This window comes from Mycobacterium rhizamassiliense, assembly GCF_900157375.1.
GTDB lineage: Bacteria > Actinomycetota > Actinomycetes > Mycobacteriales > Mycobacteriaceae > Mycobacterium > Mycobacterium rhizamassiliense.
Map to the genome: position 1 here is coordinate 3,540,378 of NZ_LT721901.1, position 25,783 is coordinate 3,566,160.

Here is a 25,783-nt window from a genome sequence, read left to right on the forward strand (position 1 = left end):
ACTGTGTCCGATGATGTCAAGCCGGTGGGCGTAGCCGTACTCGGGTTAGGCAACGTTGGCAGCGAGGTTGTCCGCATCATCGAGGACAGCGCCGATGACCTGACGGCGCGGATCGGAGCGCCGCTGGCGTTGCGCGGCATCGGAGTCCGCCGCGTCGCCGCCGACCGCGGTGTCCCCATCGAGCTGCTCACCGACGACATCGACGCGCTCGTCTCGCGCGACGACGTCGACATCGTCGTCGAGCTGATGGGTCCGGTGGAGCCGTCCCGCAAGGCGATCCTGGCCGCGCTCGAACACGGCAAGTCCGTCGTCACGGCGAACAAGGCGCTGTTGTCGACGTCCACCGGGGCGCTCGCGCAGGCGGCCGAAAACGCCCACGTCGACCTGTATTTCGAGGCCGCGGTGGCCGGGGCGATCCCCGTCATCCGTCCGCTGACCCAGTCGCTGGCCGGCGACAGAGTGCTGCGGGTGGCCGGCATCGTCAACGGCACCACCAACTACATCCTGTCGGCGATGGACAGCACCGGCGCCACCTACGACAGCGCCCTGGCCGACGCCAGCGCCCTGGGCTACGCCGAGGCCGACCCCACCGCGGACGTCGAGGGCTACGACGCGGCGGCCAAGGCCGCGATCCTGGCCTCCATCGCCTTCCACACCCGGGTGACCATCGACGACGTCTACCGCGAAGGCATCACCAAGATCACTCCGGCCGACTTCGAATCCGCGCACGCGTTGGGCTGCAACATCAAGCTGCTCTCCATCTGCGAGCGCATCACGGACGACGATGGCCACGAACGGGTCTCGGCGCGCGTCTACCCGGCGCTGGTCCCGTTGTCGCATCCGCTGGCCACCGTCAGCGGGGCGTTCAACGCCGTCGTCGTCGAGGGTCAGGCCGCGGGGCGGTTGATGTTCTACGGCCAGGGCGCCGGCGGTGCGCCCACCGCCTCGGCGGTCACGGGCGACCTGGTGATGGCGGCCCGCAACCGCGTGCTGGGCAGCCGTGGGCCGAAGGAATCCAAGTACGCCCAATTGCCCATCGCGCCAATGGGTTTCATCTCCACCCGCTACTACGTCAGCATGAACGTCGCCGACAAGCCCGGTGTGTTGTCCTCCGTCGCGGCGGAGTTCGCCAAGCGTGAGGTCAGCATCGCCGAGGTTCGCCAGGAAGGCGTGGAGGACGAAGGCGGCCGGCGGGTGGGTGCGCGCGTGGTCGTGGTGACGCACAGCGCCACCGACGCCGCGCTGTCCGAAACCGTCGACGCGCTGGCCGATTTGGACTCCGTGCTGGGTGTGACCAGCGTGCTGCGATTGGAAGGAAGCGGCCTATGAGCGCCCCGCACACGGCCACCCATAAACCCTGGCCGGGGCTGATCGCCGCCTACCGGGACCGACTGCCCGTCGGCGACGACTGGACGCCGATCACCCTGCTCGAGGGCGGCACCCCGCTGATCCCGGCGACCCGGCTCTCCGAAAAGACCGGCTGCACCGTCCATCTCAAGGTCGAGGGCCTCAACCCCACCGGCTCCTTCAAGGACCGCGGCATGACGATGGCGGTCACCGACGCGGTGGCCCGCGGGCAACAGGCCGTGTTGTGCGCGTCGACCGGAAACACCTCGGCCTCCGCGGCGGCGTATGCGGCCCGCGCCGGCATCACCTGCGCTGTGCTCATCCCGCAGGGCAAGATCGCCATGGGCAAGCTCGCGCAGGCGGTCATGCACGGCGCCAAGATCGTTCAGATCGACGGCAACTTCGACGATTGCCTGGAGCTGGCCCGCAAGATGGCCGCAGACTTCCCGACGATCTCGTTGGTCAACTCGGTCAACCCGGTGCGCATCGAGGGCCAGAAGACGGCGGCGTTCGAAATCGTCGACGCGCTGGGCACCGCGCCGGACATTCATTCGCTTCCGGTGGGCAACGCGGGAAACATCACCGCGTACTGGAAGGGCTACACCGAGTACCACCAGGAAGGCGTCTTCGAGAAGCTGCCCCGGATGCTGGGCACGCAGGCGGCCGGCGCGGCGCCGTTGGTGCACGGCAAGCCGGTACCCAACCCCGAGACCATCGCGACCGCGATCCGCATCGGTTCGCCGGCGTCGTGGTCCGCGGCCGTCGCGGCGCAGGAGCAGTCCGACGGGCGCTTTCTGGCCGCCACCGACGAGGAGATCCTGGCCGCCTATCACCTGGTGGCCGAGTCCGAGGGTGTGTTCGTCGAGCCCGCGTCGGCCGCGAGCATCGCGGGCCTGCTCAAATCCGTCGAGGACGGCTGGGTGAAGCGCGGCTCGACCGTGGTCTGCACGGTGACCGGCAATGGGCTCAAAGATCCCGACACGGCACTCAGGGACATGCCGAGCGTGTCCCCGCTACCGGTGGACCCGGTGCTGGTCGTCGAGAAACTGGGGCTGGCGTAGTGGCTAAGGCCACGCTGCCCGCCGGGCTGGTGGCCAACGCCGTGGTGTCGGCGTCCAGCGCCAACCTCGGCCCGGGTTTCGACAGCGTCGGTCTGGCAGTGGGATTGCACGACGAGATCGTGGTGGAGACAACGGATTCCGGCCTGGTGGTCGTGGTCGAGGGCGAGGGCGCCGACCAGGTCCCGCTGAGCGCCGAGCACCTGGTGGTCCGTGCCATCGAGTGCGGGCTGCGGGCGGCCGGCGTCAGCGCGCCGGGCATGGTGGTGCGCTGCCGCAACGCCATTCCGCATTCCCGCGGGCTGGGCTCGTCGGCGGCGGCGGTGGTGAGCGGCCTGGCGGCCGCCAATGGCCTTATCGCCCAATCGGATTCGGCTCCGCTGTCCGAGTCCCAGCTGATCCAGCTGTCCTCGGAGTTCGAGGGTCATCCCGACAACGCCGCCGCGGCCGTGTTGGGCGGGGCCGTGGTGTCGTGGGCCGACCGCAGCGGCAACGCGCCCAAGTACTCGGCGGTGGCGCTGCGGCTGCATCCCGATATCCACCTGTTCTGCGCGATTCCCGAGGAACGCTCGTTGACGGCCGAGACGCGGGGGCTGCTGCCCACGCATGTCAGCCACGAGGACGCCAGGTTCAACGTCAGCCGCGCCGCGCTGCTGGTCGTGGCGCTCACGGAGCGCCCGGACCTGCTGATGCCGGCCACCGAAGACCTGCTTCATCAACCGCAGCGCGCCCCGGCCATGCCCGCCTCGGCGGAATATTTGCGGCTGCTGCGGCGTCTTAACGTGTCAGCGACGCTCTCGGGGGCGGGTCCATCGCTCATCGCACTCAGTACGGAACCGCGGTTACCCGCGGAAGCCGCTGAATATGGGGTTGCGCATGGATTCACCGTCACCAAGATGGCCGCCGGCGAAGGAGTTCGCTGGAGCCCGGGTGTCAAAGTCGCCGGTTGATCTGCGGCGCGGCCGGAGGGTTTGCTTGCTTCCGGCCCCGATGCGGGTTATCCTCGGACCCGTCCCGCAATCGCAGAACCTGCATCTGCATTAACTGCCTTGCAGCTAGGACAACCACCAATTCTTCTCGTGAACGAGGTTCGCCGCTTCCCTTCGCCGATTAGGCGATCACCGTTGCAGAGAACTTGGGCGCACTCGGCAATTTGGCTGAATGCAACGAACCCTCGTATGAAGTGATCAGCGAGGGAAGAAAGGAAATCCGTGACTGATACGGACCTCTTCACGGCTCGCGAAAGCACCGACAGCGACCAGCTGTCGAAGCCCGTGACCTCAGACAATCCCGGCGTCAAGAACGCCTCGACCGGCTCCCTGTCCACCATGGTGCTTCCCGAGTTGCGCGCCCTGGCCACTCAGGCCGGCGTCAAGGGGACGTCCGGGATGCGCAAGAGCGAACTCATCGCCGCCATCAAGGAGACCAGGGGACAGGCTAACGGCACTTCGGTAAGTGACCGTCCCGCCTCTGACGACAACACCAACACCAAGACCGAGGCCGCCGGCGCCGAAACGCCTGCCGCCCAAGGGAAACAGGACGATGCCTCGACCGAGGCGCCGCGCCGGGAACGCCGTGGCGCGTCCCGGGATGCGGGGTCGGCCAACCGCGACGAGGAGGAGTCCTCGGATGCTCGCGGAGGCGACGAAGGCGGCCGCAACGGGACGCCCCGCGGCGAGTCCGACGATCGCCAGTCCAACAAGAAGCAGGACAACAAGTCCGACGACCGCGGTTTCGGCAACGACCAGGGTGGCCAGCAGAACTCGGGCGGTCAGCAGAACCGCGGCGGCTCGAACCAGAACCAGAACCAGCAAGATGACGACGGCGACGGACGCGGCGGGCGGCGGGGTCGCCGGTTCCGCGACCGCAGGCGCCGCGGCGAGCGGACCGGCGAAGGCGGCGGCGGCGGTGGCGGTGGCGACACCGAGCTGCGCGACGACGACGTCGTTCAGCCGGTAGCCGGCATTCTTGACGTCCTCGACAATTACGCCTTCGTGCGCACCTCCGGCTACCTGGCCGGACCGCACGACGTCTACGTGTCCATGAACATGGTGCGCAAGAACGGCCTGCGCCGCGGTGACGCGGTGACCGGTGCGGTTCGGGTGCCCAAAGACGGCGAACAGCCCAACCAGCGGCAGAAGTTCAACCCGCTGGTGCGCCTGGACACCGTCAACGGCGGACCGGTCGAAGACGTCAAGAAGCGTCCCGATTTCACCAAGATGACACCGTTGTACCCCAACCAGCGGCTGCGCCTGGAAACCACGCCTGACCTGCTGACCACCCGGGTCATCGACCTGATCATGCCGATCGGCAAGGGCCAGCGTGCGCTGATCGTGTCGCCGCCCAAGGCGGGTAAGACGATGATCCTGCAGGCGATCGCCAACGCGATCACCCAAAACAACCCGGAATGCCACCTCATGGTCGTGCTCGTCGACGAGCGGCCTGAGGAGGTCACCGACATGGCGCGTTCGGTGAAGGGCGAGGTCATCGCCTCGACCTTCGACCGGCCGCCGTCGGATCACACCGCGGTCGCCGAGCTGGCCATCGAACGGGCCAAGCGGTTGGTGGAGCAGGGGCAGGACGTCGTGGTGCTGCTCGACTCGATCACCCGGCTGGGCCGCGCCTACAACAACGCGTCGCCGGCATCGGGCCGCATCCTGTCCGGTGGTGTCGACTCGACCGCGCTGTATCCGCCGAAGCGTTTCCTCGGCGCCGCGCGCAACATCGAGGAAGGCGGATCGCTGACCATCATCGCCACGGCGATGGTCGAGACGGGGTCCACCGGTGACACGGTCATCTTCGAGGAGTTCAAGGGCACCGGTAACGCCGAGCTCAAGCTGGACCGCAAGATCTCGGAGCGCCGGGTCTTCCCCGCGGTCGACGTCAACCCCTCGGGCACCCGAAAGGACGAGCTGCTGCTCTCGCCCGACGAGTTCGGCATCGTGCACAAGCTGCGCCGCGTGCTGTCGGGTCTGGACTCTCACCAGGCCATCGACCTGCTGATGTCGCAGCTGCGCAAGACCAAGACCAACTACGAGTTCCTGGTCCAGGTCTCCAAGACCACCCCGGGGAATATGGACAACGACTAGCGCAGCGTCCGCTGGCGCCGCCGGGAATGTGGGGGCGCATCTCGGTGTTTGGGCAGTAGGTAGTTGACCTGGCATAATCGAGCCCCGACTGCCCGGAACCCCGTCAGGTTCTGAGTTCACGCCCGACCGCCCGGGGTTTTACGGCGGACCAGGGCGACACACGATCGAAGAGGACACCATGAAAGCTGACATCCACCCCGGCTACGCCGAGACCACGGTGCACTGCGGCTGCGGGAACACTTTCCAGACCCGCAGCACCAAGCCCGGCGGCAACATCGTCGTCGAGGTCTGCTCGCAGTGCCACCCCTTCTACACCGGCAAGCAGAAGATCCTGGACAGCGGTGGCCGCGTGGCGCGCTTCGAGAAGCGCTACGGCAAGCGCAAGGGCGCTGCCGCGGAGAACGCGGACAACTAGCTGTACCGCCGACGCCCGAACTGTGCGCAACTCGCACAGGCCGGGCGTCGGTTCGCGTTCAGCGGCTATGAGCTTTGCGCAATAGACGCAATAGAGCAGTGGCAGGAGGTGCGAGATGACGCAGCCCGTTCAGACGATCGATGTGCTGCTCGCCGAACACGCCGCGCTCGAGCAACGGCTGTCCGATCCCGAATTGCATTCCAACCCCGACGAGGCCCGCAAGGCCGGACGACGGTTCGCCCGATTGGCCCCGATCGTCGCGACCCATCGCAAGCTGGCGGCCGCCCGCGGCGACCTCGAGACCGCGCGGGAGCTCGCCGCCGACGACGCATCGTTCGCCGACGAGGTCACCGAACTGGAAACTCGGGTCGCCGAGTTGGACACCCAGCTGACCGACATGCTGGCGCCGCGCGACCCGCACGATGCCGACGATGTGGTGCTCGAGGTCAAATCCGGCGAGGGGGGCGAGGAGTCGGCATTGTTCGCCGCCGACCTGGCCAGGATGTACATCCGCTACGCCGAGCGGCATGGCTGGACCGTGACGGTGCTCGACGAAACCACCTCGGACCTGGGCGGCTATAAGGACGCGACGCTGACCATCGCCAGCAAGGGCGATTCGGCCGACGGGGTGTGGTCGCGATTGAAGTTCGAGGGCGGTGTGCACCGTGTGCAGCGGGTCCCGGTGACGGAATCCCAAGGGCGCGTGCATACTTCGGCTGCTGGCGTGCTTGTCTATCCTGAACCCGAGGAAGTCGGCGAGGTGCAGATCGACGAGTCGGATCTGCGCATCGACGTCTACCGCTCGTCGGGCAAGGGCGGGCAGGGCGTCAACACCACCGACTCGGCGGTGCGGATCACCCACCTGCCCACCGGAGTCGTCGTCACCTGCCAGAACGAACGATCGCAGCTGCAGAACAAGATTCGCGCGATGCAGGTGTTGGCCGCCCGGCTGCAGGCGCTCGCCGAGGAACAGGCGTCGGCCGACGCGTCGGCCGACCGCGCGAGCCAAATCCGCACCGTGGACCGTAGCGAACGGATCCGGACCTACAACTTCCCGGAGAACCGGATCGCCGACCACCGAATCAATTTCAAGGCGCACAATCTCGATCAGGTCCTCGACGGCGACCTGGACGCGTTGTTCGATGCGCTGAGCGCCGCCGACAAGCAAGCCCGGCTGCAACAGGCATGACCGTGCTGCGGCGCGCAATCGATTGTGCTGCGGCGCAACTCGCCGAGGCGGGAATCGACTCCGCCCGCCACGACGCCGAGCGGCTGGCTGCCTACCTGGCCGGTACCGAACGCGGCCGGCTGACGCTGATCGAATCTATCGACGACGACTTCCTGCGCCGCTACCGCGACGCGGTCGCCGCGCGCTCGCGGCGGGTGCCGTTGCAGCACCTCACCGGGACGGTGGCGTTCGGCCCGGTGACCCTGCACGTCGGGCCGGGGGTGTTCACTCCCCGTCCGGAGACCGAGGCGATGCTGGCATGGGCCACCGCGCAGCCACTCCCGACGACGCCCGTCATCGTCGACCTGTGCACCGGATCCGGTGCGCTGGCCATCGCCCTGGCCCGGCATTGGCCGGGTGCGCGCGTCATCGGCGTCGACGATTCCGATGGCGCGCTGGACTACGCGCGCCGCAACGCCGCTGACACCGCGGTCGAACTGATCCGCGCCGACGTCACCACCCCGAATCTACTCGCCGAGCTGGACGGGGGAGTGGATCTGGTCGTATCGAACCCGCCCTACGTTCCCGACGGCTCGCCGGTGGAACCTGAAGTGGCCCAACATGATCCAGCGCACGCGGTGTTTGGCGGCCCGGACGGAATGGCGGTGATTCCCGCGGTGGTGGCACTCGCCGGACGGTGGCTGCGCCCCGGCGGCTCGTTCGCCGTCGAGCACGACGACACCACCTCGGCGCAAACCGTCGAATCGATCCAGGGCGCAGGGCTTTTCGAAGGCATCCAGGCCAGCCGCGATCTGGCCGGCCGGCCGAGATTTGTGACGGCCGTCAGGAGGGGCGCCAATGACTGAAGTCTTCGACTGCGCCGACGCCGACCGGCGTTCCCTCGGAATCGCCTCGGCCGTAGGCGCCCTCAAGAGCGGCCGTCTGGTCGTCATGCCGACCGACACCGTGTACGGCATCGCCGCCGACGCCTTCGACAGCACCGCGGTCGCGGCGCTGCTCGCGGCGAAGGGACGCGGGCGCGACATGCCCGTCGGCGTGCTGGTCGGCTCGTGGCACACCATCGAGGGCCTGGTCTACACGATGCCCGAGGGCGCCCGCGAACTGATCCGCGCCTTCTGGCCCGGCGCGCTGAGCCTGGTCGTGAGCCAGGCGCCGTCGCTGCAATGGGACCTCGGCGACGCCCGCGGCACCGTCATGCTCCGGATGCCGCTGCACCCGGTCGCCATCGAACTGCTGCGCGAGGTGGGACCGATGGCGGTCTCCAGCGCGAACGTCTCCGGTCGCCCGCCCGCGGTGAACGCCGACGACGCCCGCGGCCAACTCGGCGACCTCGTCGACGTCTACCTCGATGGCGGCCCCGCCGAGCAGGGCGCCGCCTCGACGATCGTCGACCTGACCGGCCTCACCCCGCGCATCCTGCGAGCGGGCCCGGTGAGCGTCCAGCGGATCGCGGAAGTGCTTGCAGTGGAGCCCGAAACGTTGACCGCGTAGCGGCGATCCCGCAGCGGCACTGGTAATGAGGTCTCAGGAAGGGGGCGTACGGTCTCGTGGTGGCCAGCGAATCAGCCAGCCTGATGGGCAACCTGATGGACGGTCTGCACGCCCTGTCTGATCGCGGCGCCGGCGTTCCCCTGCGTGAGCTCGCGCTCGTCGGGTTGACCGCGGCGATCATCACCTACTTCGTGACCGGGCCCGTCCGGCTGCTGGCCACCCGATTGGGAGCGGTCGCCTACCCGCGCGAACGCGACGTGCACGTGACGCCCACGCCCCGAATGGGCGGGCTCGCGATGTTCGTCGGCGTGATCTCCGCGGTCTTCCTGGCATCGCAGCTGCCCGCGCTCACCCGCGGGTTCGTCTACTCCACCGGCATGCCCGCGGTGCTGGTGGCCGGCGCGGTGATCATGGGCATCGGGCTCATCGACGACCGCTGGGGCCTGGACGCGCTGACGAAATTCGCCGGCCAGATCACCGCGGCGAGCGTGCTGGTCACCATGGGCGTCGCGTGGAGCGTGCTGTACATCCCGTTCGGGGGAGTCGGCACCATCGTGTTGGACCAGGCCTCCTCGATCCTGCTCACCCTGGCGCTGACGGTCTCCGTCGTCAATGCGATGAACTTCGTCGACGGGCTCGACGGGTTGGCCGCCGGGCTAGGCCTCATCACCGCCTTGGCGATCTGCATGTTCTCGGTCGGCCTGCTCCGCGACCACGGCGGCGACGTCCTGTTCTATCCGCCCGCGGTGATCTCGGTGGTGCTCGCTGGAGCGTGCCTGGGCTTCCTGCCGCACAACTTCCATAAAGCCAAGATCTTCATGGGCGATTCCGGTTCCATGCTGATCGGCTTGATGCTCGCCGCGGCGTCCACGACGGCGGCCGGGCCCATCTCGCAGAACGCCTATGGCGCCCGCGACGTGTTCGCCTTGCTGTCGCCGTTCTTACTGGTGGCCGCGGTGATCTTCGTGCCGATGCTCGACCTGCTGCTGGCCATCGTCCGGCGCACCCGCGCGGGCCGCAGCGCCTTCAGCCCCGACAAGATGCATTTGCATCACCGGCTGCTGCAGATCGGCCATTCGCATCGGCGGGTGGTACTGCTCATCTACTTATGGGTGGGCATCGTCGCGTTCGGCGCGGCGAGCACGATCTTTTTCAAGCCGCGCAATACCGGCGCGGTCATGCTGGGCGCGATCGTGGTTGCTGGCATCGCGACGGCGGTCCCACTGTTGCGCCGGCGCGACTACGAAGACGAGGACTACGACGGGCAGTAGTAGAACCCTCTAACTTGTGGTACGGTGCTGGTAGAACCCCGAAAACAACCTCGCGGGTTGCCGGCCTAACCGGCTCGTCGGACGCGGAACCGAGGGTGCCGGATCACGACCGACAGAGGGAGCGACCCCTTGCACGAATCAACTGTGACGTGCGATACGCTCGGCGAGCCACCGATCGGTCGGTCGGATGGTTTCCGCTCTAGAACTCCGGAGTGAGGTGCTGCAGTGACGACACCAGCGCAGGACGCGCCGTTGGTGTTCCCCTCTGTTGCATTCCGCCCGGTTCGCCTATTTGTGCTCAGCATCGCGATCACCGCGGTGGCTGTTCTCATCGCCGCCCTGTCCGGTCACGTGATGGTCGGGGTGTTCTTCGGCGTCGGCCTGCTGCTCGGTTTGCTCAATGCGCTTCTGGTGCGCCGCTCGGTCGCATCGATCACCGCGAAAGAGCATCCGATGAAAAGCACGATGGCGCTGAATTCGGCGACGCGGCTCGCGATCATCACCGTGGTCGCTCTGATCGTTGCCTATGTTTTCCGGCCCGCCGGATTGGGCGTGCTGTTTGGCCTGGCACTGTTCCAGGTGTTGCTTGTGCTCTCGACCGCGCTGCCGGTCTGGAAGAAGCTGCGCACCGGAACCGAAGGGACGGAAGGGGGGAGCGCCAGTGATCACTGAGTCCATCCTGGCCGCCCAGATCGAGGTCGGCGAGCATCACAAAGCCACCTGGCTTGGCATGACCGTCAACACCGACACGATCTTGTCGACCGCCATCGCCGCGGTGATCGTGATCACCATGGCGTTCTACCTGCGCTCCAAGGTCACCTCGAGGGACGTGCCGGGCGGGGTACAGCTGTTCTTCGAGGCGATCACGATCCAGATGCGCAACCAGGTGGAAAGCGCCATCGGCATGCGGGTCGCGCCGTTCGTGCTGCCGCTCGCGGTGACGATCTTCGTGTTCATCTTGATCTCGAACTGGCTGTCGGTCCTCCCGCTGCAGTACACCGAAAAGAGCGGAAAGACCACCGAGCTACTCTCGTCGGCGGCCGCCGACATCAACTACGTGCTGGCGTTGGCGTTGTTCGTTTTCGTCTGCTACCACGCGGCCGGGATTTGGCGCCGGGGCATCGTCGGACACCCACTCAAGGTGCTCAAGGGTCACGTGACGGTCCTCGCGCCGATCAACGTCGTCGAGGAACTCGCCAAGCCGATCTCGTTGTCGCTCCGACTCTTCGGCAATATTTTCGCCGGCGGCATTCTGGTCGCGCTCATCGCGATGTTTCCGCCGTACATCATGTGGCTGCCGAACGCGATCTGGAAATCGTTCGACCTGTTCGTCGGCGCCATCCAAGCTTTCATCTTCGCGCTGCTGACCGTCCTGTACTTCAGCCAGGCGATGGAGCTAGACGAAGACCATCACTAACAACTGTCCGGAGTTGGAAACCCAGCTATATATAGGAGGAAAGAATGGCACTTGACCCTCAAGTTGCTGCCGCAGCTCTCATCGGCGGCGGACTGATCATGGGCGGCGGCGCGATCGGCGCCGGTATCGGTGACGGTATTGCCGGTAATGCGCTGATCTCAGGTGTTGCCCGGCAGCCCGAGGCGCAGGGGCGGCTCTTCACGCCGTTCTTCATCACCGTCGGTCTGGTTGAGGCGGCCTACTTCATCAACCTGGCGTTCATGGCGTTGTTCGTCTTCGCCACACCCGTCGGCTAGTTCGTGTGATGGGTGACGCGCATCTGAGTGTTCTGGCATCCCGCCAGGTAGCAGAGGGAAACAACTTCCTCGTACCGAACGGCACCTTTTTCTTCGTGCTGGCCATCTTCCTTATCGTGCTCGGCATCATTGGCACTTTCGTGGTGCCGCCGATACTGCGGGTGCTGCACGACCGCGATGCGATGGTCGCCAAGACCGTTGCCGATAACAAGAAGTCGGCCGAGCAGTTCGAAGCGGCGCAAGCCGACTACGACAAGGCGATGAAGGAAGCCCGCGTGCAAGCGTCGTCGCTACGCGACAACGCCCGCGCGGAAGGCCGCAAGGTGGTCGAGGATGCGCGCGCCCGTGCCGAACAGCAGATCTCGTCGACGTTACAGATGGCCGCCGAGCAATTGAAGCGGGAAAGGGACACCGTGGAATTGGATCTGCGTGCCAACGTGGCGACGATGTCGGCGACGCTCGCCAGCCGGATCCTCGGCGTGGACGTCACAAGCTCAACCGCGACAAGGTAATCAGAGGATGTCGACATTTATCGGGCAGCTGGTCGGGTTTGCGGCCATTGTCTTCTTGGTCGTGCGCTTTGTTGTGCCGCCGGTTCGCAACATGATGGCGGCGCAACAGAACTCGGTGCGCCAGCAGCTGGATGACTCGGCGGCGGCCGCCGAACGTTTGACCGAATCGACTGCGGCCCACAGCAAGGCGGTGCAGGCCGCCGAATCGGAAGCCAACGAGGTCGTCGAAGAGGCGAAGGTCGACGCCGAGCGCATCACCGAGCTACTACGCGCTCAGGCCGACATCGAGTCGGAGCGCATCACGGGACAGGGTGCCCGACAGATCGAATTGCTGCGGACGCAGATGACTCGTCAGCTTCGCCTCGAGCTTGGTCACGAATCCGTGCGCCAGGCAGAGGAATTGGTGCGCAACTATGTCGCCGACGCGACGCAGCAGGCGGCCACCGTCGATCGCTTCCTGGACGAGCTCGATGCCATGGCGCCGGCAGCGGCCGACGTCAAGTACCCCTTGATGGCGAGGGTTCGCTCGGCCAGTCGGCGGGCGCTGAAAAGCGTCACGGACCGGTTCGACACCATAGCCAAGGATCTCGACGTCCAAGGCTTGGAAAAGCTTGCCGCTGAGCTGGTTCCGGTGGCCAAAATGTTGAACGGCGAAATCGTCGTCACCCGGTATCTCACCTTGCCTTCCGAAGACGCCGCGCCCAGGGTCAGGTTGCTCGAGCGGCTGCTGTCCGGGAAGGTCGGCGATCCCACCCTGGAGCTGCTGAGGGCAGCCGTATCGGAGCGATGGTCTGCCAATTCCGACCTGATCGACTCCATCGAACACGTGGCGCGACAAGCGCTGTTGGAAGTCGCCGCCCGCGAGGATCGCGTCGACGAGGTCGAAGAGCAGTTGTTCCGCTTTGCCCGAATCCTGGAATCGCAGCCACGCCTTTCCGTCCTCCTGGGCGAGTACGGGGCTCCCTCGGACGGCCGAGTCGAGTTGCTGCGCAATGTGCTCAAAAGCGCGACCGGCAGAAGCAACAGGATCACGAACGCGTTGCTCTCCCAGACAATTGAGCTGCTGAGGGGTCAATCGGCCGACGATGCCGTGATGTTCCTGGCCGAAGCGGCGGTGGCGCGGCGCAACGAAGTAGTCGCGCAGGTAAGCGCGGCGGCCGAGCTCGGCGACGCCCAGCGCACTCGCCTCACCGAGGTGCTCAGCCGCATCTATGGTCATCCGGTGGCCGTGCAGCTGCAGATCGACGCCACGCTGCTGGGTGGGCTCCTCATCTCCGTGGCCGACGAAGTGATCGACGGGACGCTCTCGTCCCGTCTGACCGCCGCCGAGGCTCGACTGCCCGAGTGAAGACGAACTAGTCAGCAATAATCGAAGTAGGAAGACGAAAAGCTATGGCCGAGTTGACGATCTCCGCTAATGACATCCAGAGCGCGATCGAAGAGTATGTAGAGTCCTTCACCTCCGAAACCTCCCGCGAGGAGGTCGGCACCGTCATCGACGCCGGAGACGGCATCGCGCACGTCGAGGGTTTGCCGTCGGTGATGACCCAGGAGCTGCTCGAATTCCCCGGCGGGGTCCTCGGCGTCGCCCTCAACCTCGACGAGCACAGCGTCGGCACGGTGATCCTCGGTGACTTCGAGAAGATCGAACAAGGCCAGCAGGTCAAGCGCACCAACGAGGTCCTGTCGGTCCCCGTCGGTGACAATTTCCTGGGCCGGGTGGTCAACCCGCTGGGCCAGCCGATCGACGGCGGCGGCGACATCGAACCCGAGACGCGCCGCGCGCTGGAACTACAGGCGCCCTCAGTGGTGCAGCGGCAGAGCGTCAGTGAGCCGCTGCAGACCGGTATCAAGGCCATCGACGCCATGACACCGATCGGCCGCGGCCAGCGTCAGCTGATCATCGGCGACCGCAAGACCGGCAAGACCACGGTCTGTGTCGACACGATCCTCAACCAGCGCCAGAACTGGGAGACGGGCGACGAGAAAAAGCAGGTGCGCTGCGTCTACGTGGCCATCGGGCAAAAGGGCACCACCATCGCGTCCGTGCGTCGCACGCTGGAAGAGGGCGGCGCGATGGACTACACCACCATCGTCGCGGCGCCGGCCTCGGATGCCGCGGGCTTCAAATGGCTTGCGCCGTATGCGGGTTCGGCGATCGCTCAGCACTGGATGTACCAGGGCAAGCATGTGCTGATCGTCTTCGACGACCTGACCAAGCAGGCCGAGGCGTACCGCGCGATCTCACTGCTGCTGCGCCGCCCGCCCGGGCGCGAGGCCTATCCCGGTGACGTCTTCTATCTGCACTCGCGGCTGCTCGAGCGCTGCGGGAAGCTCTCGGACGAGCTCGGTGCCGGTTCGCTGACCGGGTTGCCGATCATCGAGACCAAGGCCAACGACATCTCGGCCTACATCCCGACGAACGTCATCTCGATCACCGACGGACAGTGCTTCTTGGAGACCGACCTGTTCAACCAGGGTGTCCGGCCCGCCATCAACGTCGGCGTGTCCGTGTCCCGGGTCGGCGGCGCGGCACAGATCAAGGCCATGAAAGAGGTGGCCGGAAGTCTCCGCCTGGACCTGTCGCAGTACCGCGAATTGGAGTCCTTCGCCGCGTTCGCCTCTGATCTGGACGCCACCTCGAAGGCGCAGTTGGAGCGGGGCGCGCGGTTGGTCGAGTTGCTCAAGCAACCGCAGAACCAGCCGATGCCCGTCGAGGAGCAAGTGGTTTCGATGTTCCTGGGCACCGGCGGCCACGTGGACTCGGTGCCGGTCGAGGATGTCAGGCGGTTCGAAACCGAACTGCTGGACCACATCCGGGGCTCCGAGGAGAAAATCCTCGAGGAGATCCGCAAGAGCCAGAAGCTCAGTGAGGAAAACGCCGACGCGCTCACCGAGGTCATCAAGCACTTCAAGAAGGGCTTCGCGGCAACGGGTGGTGGGTCGGTGGTGCCGGACGAGCATGCCGAGGCCAAGGACGTCGACGACAAGGAATCGGTCAAGGTCAAAAAGGCTGAGCCCAAGGACACGGACAGCAAGAGCGAGTCCAAGAAGGATAAGAAGTAGCTATCGATGGCTGCCACACTTCGCGAACTACGCGGGCGGATCCGCTCTGCGGGCTCGATCAAGAAGATCACCAAGGCCCAGGAGTTGATCGCCACCTCGCGCCTTCCCAAGGCGCAGAATCGGCTCGAATCCGCCCGGCCATACGCCTTCGAGATCACCCGGATGCTGACCACCCTGGCCGGCGAAGCCGCTCTGGACCATCCGTTGCTCGTCGAGCGCGCCGAGCCGAGACGGGCCGGTGTTCTGGTGGTGTCGTCTGACCGCGGTCTGTGCGGCGCCTACAACTCCGGCATCTTCCGTCGATCCGAGCAGCTTTTCGCCCAGCTGCGAGATGAGGGGAAAGAGCCGGTTCTCTACACGGTGGGCCGCAAGGCGCAGAACTATTACACCTTCCGGAACTGGGACATTGCCGAGTCATGGACCGGCTTTTCCGAGCAACCCCAGTACGAGAACGCCGCGGAGATCGGTTCGACCTTGGTGGATGCGTTCATGAAGGGCGCCGGCGATGACGACGATCTGCAGGCCGACGATGTGCAAGGCGTCGACGAACTGCACATCGTGTACTCGGAGTTCAAGTCGATGATGTCGCAGACGGCGGTGGCCCACCGGATGGCTCCATTGGTGGTGGAGTATGTCGAGGAAGACCCCGGGCCGCGCACCCTGTACTCGTTCGAGCCGGACGCGACGACGCTGTTCGAGGCGTTGCTCCCGCGCTACCTGACCACGCGGGTTTATTCATCCATGCTCGAGTCCGCCGCATCGGAGCTGGCATCGCGTCAGCGGGCGATGAAGTCGGCCACCGACAACGCCGACGACCTCATCAAGGCTCTGACGCTAGAGGCTAACCGCGAGCGGCAGGCCCAGATTACCCAAGAAATCAGCGAAATCGTCGGTGGCGCAAACGCGCTCGCCGACGCCGCTAAGTAGCCCACAAGGAAGCGAAAAAGATATGAGTGCTACTGCCGAGAAGACCGACAAGCCGACCAACTCGGACACCAGCGGCCGCGTGGTACGGGTGACCGGACCGGTCGTCGACGTCGAGTTCCCGCGGGGTTCGGTCCCCGCGCTGTTCAACGCATTGCACGCCGAGGTCACGTTCGAGGAGCTCAAGAAGACCCTCACGTTGGAGGTGGCGAACCACCTCGGCGACAACTTGGTGCGCACGATCTCGATGCAGCCCACCGACGGCCTGGTGCGCGGCGTCGCTGTGACCGACACCGGCAACTCGATCACGGTGCCGGTCGGGGAGGACGTCAAGGGCCACGTTTTCAACGCCCTGGGACACTGCCTGGACAAGCCGGGATACGGCGAAGACTTCGAGCACTGGTCGATTCACCGCAAGCCGCCGGCCTTCGAGGACCTCGAACCCCGCACCGAGATGCTCGAGACCGGGCTGAAGGTGGTCGACCTCCTCACCCCGTACGTGCGCGGTGGCAAGATCGCGCTGTTCGGCGGTGCCGGCGTGGGCAAGACGGTGCTCATTCAGGAGATGATCAACCGTATTGCCCGAAACTTCTCCGGTACTTCGGTATTCGCGGGCGTGGGGGAGCGCACCCGCGAGGGCAACGACCTGTGGGTCGAGCTCAAGGAAGCCGACGTGCTCAAGGACACCGCGCTGGTGTTCGGTCAGATGGACGAGCCGCCCGGTACCCGTATGCGAGTCGCGCTGTCCGCGCTGACCATGGCGGAATGGTTCCGTGACGAAGCGGGCAAGGACGTGCTGCTGTTCATCGACAACATCTTCCGATTCACCCAGGCCGGCTCAGAAGTGTCCACGCTGCTTGGCCGGATGCCGTCGGCCGTGGGTTACCAGCCCACCCTCGCCGACGAAATGGGCGAGCTGCAGGAGCGCATCACCTCGACGCGTGGCAAGTCGATCACCTCGATGCAAGCGGTGTACGTGCCGGCTGACGACTACACCGACCCGGCGCCGGCGACCACGTTCGCCCACCTGGACGCCACCACCGAGCTGTCGCGTTCGGTGTTCTCCAAGGGCATCTTCCCTGCCGTGGACCCGCTGGCCTCGAGCTCGACCATCCTGGACCCAAGTATCGTCGGTGACGAGCACTACCGCGTTGCGCAGGAGGTCATTCGAATCCTGCAGCGCTACAAGGACCTTCAGGACATCATCGCGATCCTCGGTATCGACGAGTTGTCCGAAGAGGACAAGCAATTGGTCAACCGAGCCCGTCGCATCGAGCGGTTCCTCTCGCAGAACATGATGGCGGCCGAACAGTTCACCGGACAGCCGGGTTCGACGGTCCCGGTGAAGGAGACCATCGAGGCGTTCGACCGCCTGAGCAAGGGCGATTTCGACCACGTGCCGGAGCAGGCTTTCTTCTTGATCGGGGGCCTGGACGACCTGGCGAAGAAGGCCGAGACCCTCGGTGCGAAGCTCTAACCTCAGGCCGAGTCGAAAGGTGGTGTGGCATGGCCGAATTGAACGTTGAGATCGTCTCTGTCGACCGCAAGATTTGGTCGGGTGAGGGAACGTTCTTGTTTACTCGCACCACCGCCGGCGACATCGGAATCCTGCCCCGCCATATCCCGCTGGTCGCCCAGTTGGTCGACGACGCGATGGTGCGTGTCGAACGGGAAGGCGAAGACGATCTGCGGATCGCTGTGGATGGTGGGTTCCTTTCGGTTACCGAGGAGACCGTGACCATTCTCGCCGAATCCGCAGAGTTCGCTTCGGAGATCGACGAGAGCGCCGCCAAGTCGGACTCGGAGTCCGACGATCCCCGGATTGCCGCCAGAGGACGCGCGAGGCTGCGCGCCGTCGGCGCGATTGACTAACCGCCGATGAGCGCGTCCATGGTCGGCATGGTCGTGCTGGTACTAGTGCTGGGGGTGGCGGTCCTCGCCCTGAGCTACCGGCTGTGGAAGCTGCGACAGGGCGGAACGGCCGGGATCATGCGCGATATCCCCGCGGTCCGCGGTCACGGCTGGCGGCACGGGGTGATTCGCTACCGCGGCGGTGAAGCGGCCTTCTATCGGCTGTCGAGCCTGCGCTTGTGGCCGGATCGCCGCCTGGGCCGGCGCGGCGTGGAGATCGTCGCCCGGCGGGCGCCACGCGGCGACGAATTCGACATCATGACCGACGAGATCGTCGTATTGGAACTGCGCGACACCACCCAGGACCGCAGGTCGGGCTACGAGCTGGCGCTCGACCAGGGTGCGCTGACCGCGTTCCTGTCCTGGCTGGAGTCGCGTCCGTCACCGCGCGCCCGTAAGCGCAGCGTCTAGCGAGGAATCACTTGCGGGACTATCGCTTTTGCCCGCCCGGCTGCCACAGGACATCCCCATCGGGATTGGCCACCCGCGACAGGATGAAGAGCAGATCCGACAGCCGGTTCAGGTACTTCGCGGGTAGCACGCTGACGCCGTCCTGGTGAGCGTCGACGGCGGCCCACGCCGACCGTTCGGCGCGACGCACGATGGTCCGCGCCACGTGCAGCAGCGCCGAGAGCGCCGAACCGCCCGGCAGCACAAAGGAATTCAGCGCGGGCAGGGGCTCGTTGAAGGTGTCGCACCAGCCCTCGAGGCGATCGATGTAGGCCTGCGGAACCCGCAGCGGCGGATGCTCGGGATCGGGCACCACCGGGGTCGAGAGGTCCGCGCCGGCGTCGAATAGGTCATTCTGTATTTGCCGCAGCACATCAGCGATTTTCTGGTCGGGCTGACCGAGTGCGATCGCCACGCCGATCGCGGAGTTCGCCTCGTCACAGTCCGCATACGCGGCCAGACGCGGATCGTTCTTCGAAACCCGTGAGAAGTCGCTCAATCCCGTGGTTCCGTCGTCGCCGGTCCGCGTATAGATGCGGGTCAGGTGTACTGCCATGAACAAACCGTACTCGGCGACCGACCAGGCTGACTGACAAGCCGAAACCGCATCACTAGACTGATGCGGGTGGCAGAGCGATTCGTGGTGACCGGCGGCAACCGGTTGTCAGGTGAAGTCGCTGTAGGGGGCGCCAAGAACAGCGTGCTCAAGCTGATGGCCGCCACTTTGCTGGCCGAAGGCACCAGCACCATCACCAATTGCCCCGACATCCTCGACGTCCCGCTGATGGCCGAGGTGCTGCGCGGCCTGGGTGCCACCGTTGAGCTCGACGGCGACGTCGCCCGCATCACCTCGCCGGACGAACCCAAGTACGACGCGGACTTCGCGGCGGTACGGCAGTTTCGCGCCTCGGTCTGTGTGCTGGGGCCGCTGGTCGGGCGGTGCAAGCGTGCCAAGGTCGCCCTGCCCGGCGGTGATGCGATCGGATCGCGCCCGCTGGACATGCATCAGGCCGGCCTGCGCCAACTGGGCGCGCAGTGCAATATCGAGCACGGTTGCGTCGTCGCGCAGGCAGATACCTTGCGGGGCGCGGAGATTCAGCTCGAGTTCCCGTCGGTGGGGGCCACCGAGAACATCCTGATGGCCGCCGTGGTGGCCGAGGGCGTCACCACGATTCACAACGCGGCCCGCGAACCCGACGTGGTCGACCTGTGCACGATGCTCAACCAAATGGGCGCCCAGGTCGAAGGCGCCGGCTCGCCGACGATGACCATCACCGGAGTTCCGCGGCTATATCCCACCGAGCACCGCGTGATCGGGGACCGCATCGTCGCCGCCACCTGGGGCATCGCCGCCGCGATCACCCGCGGCGATATCTCGATCACCGGCATCGACCCCGCGCACCTGCAGGTGGTGCTGCATAAGCTGCACGACGCGGGCGCCACGGTCACCCAAACCGACAATAGTTTCCGGGTGACTCAGTACGAGCGTCCGAAGGCCGTCAACGTGGCCACGCTGCCGTTCCCCGGATTTCCGACCGACCTGCAGCCGATGGCGATCGCGCTGGCGTCGATCGCCGACGGTACGTCGATGATCACGGAAAACGTGTTCGAAGCACGCTTCCGTTTCGTCGAGGAAATGATCAGGCTCGGCGCCGATGCCCGCACGGACGGGCATCACGCCGTGGTGCGCGGCCTCCCGCAATTGTCCAGCGCCCCGGTGTGGTGCTCGGATATCCGGGCCGGCGCCGGCCTGGTACTCGCCGGGCTCGTCGCCGACGGCGACACCGAGGTCCACGACGTGTTCCACATCGATCGCGGCTACCCATTGTTCGTGGAAAACCTGGCGATTTTGGGAGCGGAGATCGAGCGGGTACAGTAACCAAAGTCAGTGCCCCACAGGCGCGGTCACCCCTCGAAGGAGACCGAGACCGAGGCCTTGACTCCTTCGCCGGACTGGTACTAACCTGGCACGGCAACTCCCGCCGCGGACATCGAGACCGCAGAAAATTGGGAGTTGACTCCACTGCCGGGTTTGTATTAAGCTGGCAGGGTTGCCCCGAAGCGGGCGAAACAAGCAAGAAGTGTTGTTTGAGAACTCAATAGTGTGTTTGGTGTTTTTGTTTGTTGTTGTTTTTTTGACCATACTTTTACACTCCCCGTGTGTGAGTATGGTCGTTTTTTGATGCCAGTTATATGGCGTCTTTTTGTTAGGTCAGATTTTCTCTGATTTGAAATTCACCTCGTTTATCGAGGAGATTTTGTTTGGAGAGTTTGATCCTGGCTCAGGACGAACGCTGGCGGCGTGCTTAACACATGCAAGTCGAACGGAAAGGCCCCTTCGGGGGTACTCGAGTGGCGAACGGGTGAGTAACACGTGGGTAATCTGCCCTGCACTTCGGGATAAGCCTGGGAAACTGGGTCTAATACCGAATAGGACCACTTAGCGCATGCTTTGTGGTGGAAAGCTTTTGCGGTGTGGGATGGGCCCGCGGCCTATCAGCTTGTTGGTGGGGTGACGGCCTACCAAGGCGACGACGGGTAGCCGGCCTGAGAGGGTGTCCGGCCACACTGGGACTGAGATACGGCCCAGACTCCTACGGGAGGCAGCAGTGGGGAATATTGCACAATGGGCGCAAGCCTGATGCAGCGACGCCGCGTGGGGGATGACGGCCTTCGGGTTGTAAACCTCTTTCAGCAGGGACGAAGCGCAAGTGACGGTACCTGCAGAAGAAGCACCGGCCAACTACGTGCCAGCAGCCGCGGTAATACGTAGGGTGCGAGCGTTGTCCGGAATTACTGGGCGTAAAGAGCTCGTAGGTGGTTTGTCGCGTTGTTCGTGAAAACCGGGGGCTTAACCCTCGGCGTGCGGGCGATACGGGCAGACTGGAGTACTGCAGGGGAGACTGGAATTCCTGGTGTAGCGGTGGAATGCGCAGATATCAGGAGGAACACCGGTGGCGAAGGCGGGTCTCTGGGCAGTAACTGACGCTGAGGAGCGAAAGCGTGGGGAGCGAACAGGATTAGATACCCTGGTAGTCCACGCCGTAAACGGTGGGTACTAGGTGTGGGTTTCCTTCCTTGGAATCCGTGCCGTAGCTAACGCATTAAGTACCCCGCCTGGGGAGTACGGCCGCAAGGCTAAAACTCAAAGGAATTGACGGGGGCCCGCACAAGCGGCGGAGCATGTGGATTAATTCGATGCAACGCGAAGAACCTTACCTGGGTTTGACATGCACAGGACGCTGGTAGAGATATCAGTTCCCTTGTGGCCTGTGTGCAGGTGGTGCATGGCTGTCGTCAGCTCGTGTCGTGAGATGTTGGGTTAAGTCCCGCAACGAGCGCAACCCTTATCTTATGTTGCCAGCGGGTAATGCCGGGGACTCGTGAGAGACTGCCGGGGTCAACTCGGAGGAAGGTGGGGATGACGTCAAGTCATCATGCCCCTTATGTCCAGGGCTTCACACATGCTACAATGGCCGGTACAAAGGGCTGCGATGCCGCAAGGTTAAGCGAATCCTTTTAAAGCCGGTCTCAGTTCGGATCGGGGTCTGCAACTCGACCCCGTGAAGTCGGAGTCGCTAGTAATCGCAGATCAGCAACGCTGCGGTGAATACGTTCCCGGGCCTTGTACACACCGCCCGTCACGTCATGAAAGTCGGTAACACCCGAAGCCAGTGGCCTAACCTTTTGGAGGGAGCTGTCGAAGGTGGGATCGGCGATTGGGACGAAGTCGTAACAAGGTAGCCGTACCGGAAGGTGCGGCTGGATCACCTCCTTTCTAAGGAGCACCACGAAAAACACTCCAATTGGTGGGGTGTTAGCCGTGAGGGGTTCTCGTCTGTAGTGGACGAAAACCGGGTGCACAACAACAGGCAATCGCCAGACACACTATTGGGCCCTGAGACAACACTCGGAGCGTTCGAGTGCTTGTCCCTCCATCTTGGTGGTGGGGTGTGGTGTTTGAGTATTGGATAGTGGTTGCGAGCATCTAATGAATGCGTTGCCCTCGTGGTGACGTATTTATTTGTGTAATTTCTTATGATTTTTGTGTTAGTAAGTGTTTAAGGGCACATGGTGGATGCCTTGGCATCGAGAGCCGATGAAGGACGTGGGAGGCTGCGATATGCCTCGGGGAGCTGTCAACCAAGCGTTGATCCGAGGATTTCCGAATGGGGAAACCCAGCACGAGTGATGTCGTGTTACCCGCACCTGAATATATAGGGTGCGGGAGGTAACGCGGGGAAGTGAAACATCTCAGTACCCGTAGGAGAAGAAAACAATTGTGATTCCGTTAGTAGTGGCGAGCGAAAGCGGAACAGGCTAAACCGCGCGCATGTGTAACCGGGTAGGGGTTGTGTGTGCGGTGTTGTGGGATTGATATGTCTCAGCTCTACCTGGCTGAGGGGCAGTTAGAAAGTGTCGTAGTTAGCGGAAATGGCCTGGGACGGCCTGCCATAGACGGTGAGAGCCCGGTACGCGAAAACTCGTCACCTGCCTTGTATCGACTCCCGAGTAGCAGCGGGCCCGTGAAATCTGCTGTGAATCTGCCGAGACCACTCGGTAAGCCTAAATACTTCTCGATGACCGATAGCGGATTAGTACCGTGAGGGAATGGTGAAAAGTACCCCGGGAGGGGAGTGAAATAGTACCTGAAACCGTGTGCCTACAATCCGTCAGAGCCTCCTCGTGGGGTGATGGCGTGCCTTTTGAAGAATGAGCCTGCGAGTCAGGGATATGTCGCAAGGTTAACCCGTGTGGGGTAGCCGCAGCGAAAGCGAGTCTGAATAGGGCGCTTGAGTGGCATGTTCTGGACCCGAAGCGGAGTGATCTACCCATGGCCAGGGTGAAGCGCGGGTAAGACCGCGTGGAGGCCCGAACCCACTTAGGTTGAAGACTGAGGGGATGAGCTGTGGGTAGGGGTGAAAGGCCAATCAAACTCCGTGATAGCTGGTTCTCCCCGAAATGCATTTAGGTGCAGCGTTACGTGTTTCACCACGGAGGTAGAGCTACTGGATGGCCGATGGGCCCTACTAGGTTACTGACGTCAGCCAAACTCCGAATGCCGTGGTGTATAGCGTGGCAGTGAGACGGCGGGGGATAAGCTCCGTACGTCGAAAGGGAAACAGCCCAGATCGCCGACTAAGGCCCCTAAGCGTGTGCTAAGTGGAAAAGGATGTGCAGTCGCAAAGACAACCAGGAGGTTGGCTTAGAAGCAGCCACCCTTGAAAGAGTGCGTAATAGCTCACTGGTCAAGTGATTGTGCGCCGATAATGTAGCGGGGCTCAAGCACACCGCCGAAGTCGCGGCAACCGCAAGGTTGGGTAGGGGAGCGTCCTTCTTGCAGAGAAGCTGTTGGGTAACCGATAGTGGAGCGTGGAGGAGTGAGAATGCAGGCATGAGTAGCGATTAGGCAAGTGAGAACCTTGCCCGCCGAAAGACCAAGGGTTCCTGGGCCAGGCCAGTCCGCCCAGGGTGAGTCGGGACCTAAGGCGAGGCCGACAGGCGTAGTCGATGGACAACGGGTTGATATTCCCGTACCCGTGTATGAGCGCCCGTGATGAATCAATTCTGCTAACCACCCAAATGGTGATCTATCAATCCCTTCGGGGTGCGAGGACTGCCGGCTGCGTGGGACCCGAATTGGTAGTAGTCAAGCAATGGGGTGACGCAGGAAGGTAGCCGTACCAGTCAGTGGTAATACTGGGGCAAGCCTGTAGGGAGAGCGATAGGCAAATCCGTCGTTCATATTCCTGAGAGGTGATGCATAGCCGTTTGAGGCGAATTCGGTGATCCTCTGCTGCCAAGAAAAGCCTCTAGCGAGTTCACATACGGCCCGTACCCCAAACCAACACAGGTGGTCAGGTAGAGAATACCAAGGCGTACGAGATAACTATGGTTAAGGAACTCGGCAAAATACCCCCGTAACTTCGGGAGAAGGGGGGCCGGTACACCGTGAACAGCCTTGCGCTGGGAGCGGAAACCGGTCGCAGAAACCAGTGAGAAGCGACTGTTTACTAAAAACACAGGTCCGTGCGAAGTCGCAAGACGATGTATACGGACTGACGCCTGCCCGGTGCTGGAAGGTTAAGAGGACCCGTTAACTCGTAAGGGTGAAGCGGAGAATTTAAGCCCCAGTAAACGGCGGTGGTAACTATAACCATCCTAAGGTAGCGAAATTCCTTGTCGGGTAAGTTCCGACCTGCACGAATGGCGTAACGACTTCTCAACTGTCTCAACCATAGACTCGGCGAAATTGCACTACGAGTAAAGATGCTCGTTACGCGCGGCAGGACGAAAAGACCCCGGGACCTTCACTATAGCTTGGTATTGTTGTTCGGTACGGTTTGTGTAGGATAGGTGGGAGACTGTGAAATACAGACGCCAGTTTGTATGGAGTCATTGTTGAAATACCACTCTGATCGTATTGGACACCTAACGTCGAACCGTATATCCGGTTCACGGACAGTGCCTGGTGGGTAGTTTAACTGGGGCGGTTGCCTCCTAAAATGTAACGGAGGCGCCCAAAGGTTCCCTCAACCTGGACGGCAATCAGGTGTTGAGTGTAAATGCACAAGGGAGCTTGACTGCGAGACTTACAAGTCAAGCAGGGACGAAAGTCGGGATTAGTGATCCGGCACCCCCGAGTGGAAGGGGTGTCGCTCAACGGATAAAAGGTACCCCGGGGATAACAGGCTGATCTTCCCCAAGAGTCCATATCGACGGGATGGTTTGGCACCTCGATGTCGGCTCGTCGCATCCTGGGGCTGGAGCAGGTCCCAAGGGTTGGGCTGTTCGCCCATTAAAGCGGCACGCGAGCTGGGTTTAGAACGTCGTGAGACAGTTCGGTCTCTATCCGCCGCGCGCGTCAGAAACTTGAGGAAACCTGTCCCTAGTACGAGAGGACCGGGACGGACGAACCTCTGGTATACCAGTTGTCCCACCAGGGGCACGGCTGGATAGCCACGTTCGGAAAGGATAACCGCTGAAAGCATCTAAGCGGGAAACCTTCTCCAAGATCAGGTTTCTCACCCTTTTAGAGGGATAAGGCCCCCCGCAGACTACGGGATCGATAGGTCAGACCTGGAAGCCCAGTAATGGGTGTAGGGAACTGGCACTAACCGGCCGAAAACTTACCAACACATCGCAACCACTGTTCTTTCCGTGACTTTTAGTCGCGCGAATACCACACCCCCCACCAGAACACTTGAATGGTAAAAATAAATAGAGTTACGGCGGCCACAGCGACAGGGAAACGCCCGGTCCCATTCCGAACCCGGAAGCTAAGCCTGTCAGCGCCAATGATACTGCCCAGTCGGGTGGAAAAGTAGGACACCGCCGAACATACAC

21 protein-coding genes and 3 rRNA genes are annotated in these 25,783 nt (G+C 63.7%); 23 read left to right on the forward strand and 1 reads right to left on the reverse strand.

Annotated elements, in window-relative coordinates:
- Nucleotides 1–3 precede the first annotated feature (3 nt).
- The 19 genes from MRAB57_RS17260 (at nucleotide 4) to MRAB57_RS17355 (ending at nucleotide 18,397) form a co-directional block, all read left to right on the forward strand.
- A complete protein-coding gene (locus MRAB57_RS17260) occupies nucleotides 4–1,329 on the forward strand; it encodes a homoserine dehydrogenase (protein ID WP_077088433.1) in 1,326 nt (441 codons plus the stop codon).
- Nucleotides 1,326–2,408: a threonine synthase gene (gene thrC / locus MRAB57_RS17265; RefSeq protein ID WP_077088434.1), complete on the forward strand. Its 1,083-nt coding sequence runs from the start codon at nucleotides 1,326–1,328 to the stop codon at nucleotides 2,406–2,408. The genes MRAB57_RS17260 and thrC overlap by 4 nt, the downstream gene beginning before the upstream one ends.
- A complete protein-coding gene (gene thrB / locus MRAB57_RS17270) occupies nucleotides 2,408–3,355 on the forward strand; it encodes a homoserine kinase (RefSeq protein WP_077088435.1) in 948 nt (315 codons plus the stop codon). The genes thrC and thrB overlap by 1 nt, the downstream gene beginning before the upstream one ends.
- Before the next feature lie 261 nt (nucleotides 3,356–3,616).
- Nucleotides 3,617–5,494: a transcription termination factor Rho gene (gene rho, locus MRAB57_RS17280; RefSeq protein WP_077088436.1), complete on the forward strand. Its 1,878-nt coding sequence runs from the start codon at nucleotides 3,617–3,619 to the stop codon at nucleotides 5,492–5,494.
- Between the two features lie 178 nt (nucleotides 5,495–5,672).
- Nucleotides 5,673–5,909, forward strand: a complete 237-nt coding sequence (gene rpmE / locus MRAB57_RS17285; protein ID WP_077088437.1) for a 50S ribosomal protein L31 — start codon at nucleotides 5,673–5,675, stop codon at nucleotides 5,907–5,909.
- Between the two features lie 115 nt (nucleotides 5,910–6,024).
- Nucleotides 6,025–7,098 carry a peptide chain release factor 1 gene (prfA, locus tag MRAB57_RS17290; protein ID WP_077088438.1) on the forward strand — a complete coding sequence of 358 codons (1,074 nt, stop codon included), beginning with the start codon at nucleotides 6,025–6,027 and terminating at the stop codon, nucleotides 7,096–7,098.
- Entirely contained in the window at nucleotides 7,095–7,943 is an 849-nt protein-coding gene (prmC, locus tag MRAB57_RS17295) for a peptide chain release factor N(5)-glutamine methyltransferase (protein WP_077088439.1), read from the forward strand. The genes prfA and prmC overlap by 4 nt, the downstream gene beginning before the upstream one ends.
- Entirely contained in the window at nucleotides 7,936–8,589 is a 654-nt protein-coding gene (locus tag MRAB57_RS17300) for an L-threonylcarbamoyladenylate synthase (protein ID WP_077088440.1), read from the forward strand. Before prmC ends, MRAB57_RS17300 begins: the two co-directional genes overlap by 8 nt.
- A gap of 83 nt (nucleotides 8,590–8,672) precedes the next feature.
- On the forward strand, nucleotides 8,673–9,860 hold the full coding sequence (locus tag MRAB57_RS17305) for a glycosyltransferase family 4 protein (RefSeq protein ID WP_077090654.1): 1,188 nt from the start codon (nucleotides 8,673–8,675) through the stop codon (nucleotides 9,858–9,860).
- Between the two features lie 225 nt (nucleotides 9,861–10,085).
- Nucleotides 10,086–10,532, forward strand: coding sequence for an ATP synthase subunit I (locus tag MRAB57_RS17310; RefSeq protein WP_077088441.1), 447 nt, complete (start codon nucleotides 10,086–10,088; stop codon nucleotides 10,530–10,532).
- Nucleotides 10,525–11,277, forward strand: coding sequence for a F0F1 ATP synthase subunit A (gene atpB / locus MRAB57_RS17315; RefSeq protein WP_077090655.1), 753 nt, complete (start codon nucleotides 10,525–10,527; stop codon nucleotides 11,275–11,277). Before MRAB57_RS17310 ends, atpB begins: the two co-directional genes overlap by 8 nt.
- A 44-nt stretch (nucleotides 11,278–11,321) precedes the next feature.
- A complete protein-coding gene (locus MRAB57_RS17320; RefSeq protein WP_077088442.1) occupies nucleotides 11,322–11,573 on the forward strand; it encodes a F0F1 ATP synthase subunit C in 252 nt (83 codons plus the stop codon).
- 8 nt (nucleotides 11,574–11,581) lie between these two features.
- Nucleotides 11,582–12,085, forward strand: coding sequence for a F0F1 ATP synthase subunit B (locus MRAB57_RS17325; RefSeq protein ID WP_077088443.1), 504 nt, complete (start codon nucleotides 11,582–11,584; stop codon nucleotides 12,083–12,085).
- A gap of 7 nt (nucleotides 12,086–12,092) precedes the next feature.
- Complete coding sequence (locus MRAB57_RS17330; RefSeq protein ID WP_077088444.1) at nucleotides 12,093–13,433, forward strand: F0F1 ATP synthase subunit B/delta; 1,341 nt, start codon at nucleotides 12,093–12,095, stop codon at nucleotides 13,431–13,433.
- Nucleotides 13,434–13,477: 44 nt separating this feature from the next.
- Nucleotides 13,478–15,151 carry a F0F1 ATP synthase subunit alpha gene (gene atpA, locus MRAB57_RS17335; RefSeq protein WP_077088445.1) on the forward strand — a complete coding sequence of 558 codons (1,674 nt, stop codon included), beginning with the start codon at nucleotides 13,478–13,480 and terminating at the stop codon, nucleotides 15,149–15,151.
- 6 nt (nucleotides 15,152–15,157) lie between these two features.
- Nucleotides 15,158–16,078 (forward strand): F0F1 ATP synthase subunit gamma, encoded by a 921-nt coding sequence (locus MRAB57_RS17340; RefSeq protein ID WP_077088446.1) that lies wholly within the window; start codon nucleotides 15,158–15,160, stop codon nucleotides 16,076–16,078.
- A gap of 22 nt (nucleotides 16,079–16,100) precedes the next feature.
- Entirely contained in the window at nucleotides 16,101–17,552 is a 1,452-nt protein-coding gene (gene atpD / locus MRAB57_RS17345; protein WP_077088447.1) for a F0F1 ATP synthase subunit beta, read from the forward strand.
- Between the two features lie 29 nt (nucleotides 17,553–17,581).
- Nucleotides 17,582–17,947 (forward strand): F0F1 ATP synthase subunit epsilon, encoded by a 366-nt coding sequence (locus tag MRAB57_RS17350; protein ID WP_077088448.1) that lies wholly within the window; start codon nucleotides 17,582–17,584, stop codon nucleotides 17,945–17,947.
- 6 nt (nucleotides 17,948–17,953) lie between these two features.
- The gene (locus MRAB57_RS17355; RefSeq protein WP_077088449.1) at nucleotides 17,954–18,397 is read left to right on the forward strand and encodes a DUF2550 domain-containing protein; all 444 of its coding nucleotides are present in this window, start codon (nucleotides 17,954–17,956) and stop codon (nucleotides 18,395–18,397) included.
- A gap of 19 nt (nucleotides 18,398–18,416) precedes the next feature.
- Here MRAB57_RS17355 and MRAB57_RS17360 read toward each other — a convergent pair whose 3' ends face one another.
- The gene (locus MRAB57_RS17360) at nucleotides 18,417–18,992 is read right to left on the reverse strand and encodes a cob(I)yrinic acid a,c-diamide adenosyltransferase (RefSeq protein ID WP_077088450.1); all 576 of its coding nucleotides are present in this window, start codon (nucleotides 18,990–18,992) and stop codon (nucleotides 18,417–18,419) included.
- Nucleotides 18,993–19,061: 69 nt separating this feature from the next.
- Between MRAB57_RS17360 and murA the strand changes: the two genes are divergently transcribed.
- From murA to rrf, 4 genes are all read left to right on the forward strand, one after another.
- A complete protein-coding gene (murA, locus tag MRAB57_RS17365) occupies nucleotides 19,062–20,315 on the forward strand; it encodes a UDP-N-acetylglucosamine 1-carboxyvinyltransferase (RefSeq protein WP_077090656.1) in 1,254 nt (417 codons plus the stop codon).
- 380 nt (nucleotides 20,316–20,695) lie between these two features.
- Nucleotides 20,696–22,214 (forward strand): 16S ribosomal RNA (locus MRAB57_RS17370).
- Between the two features lie 273 nt (nucleotides 22,215–22,487).
- A 23S ribosomal RNA gene (locus MRAB57_RS17375) occupies nucleotides 22,488–25,574 on the forward strand.
- Between the two features lie 90 nt (nucleotides 25,575–25,664).
- Nucleotides 25,665–25,777, forward strand: a 5S ribosomal RNA gene (gene rrf / locus MRAB57_RS17380).
- Together the 16S, 23S and 5S rRNA genes form the textbook arrangement of a ribosomal RNA operon.
- Nucleotides 25,778–25,783: the final 6 nt, after the last annotated feature.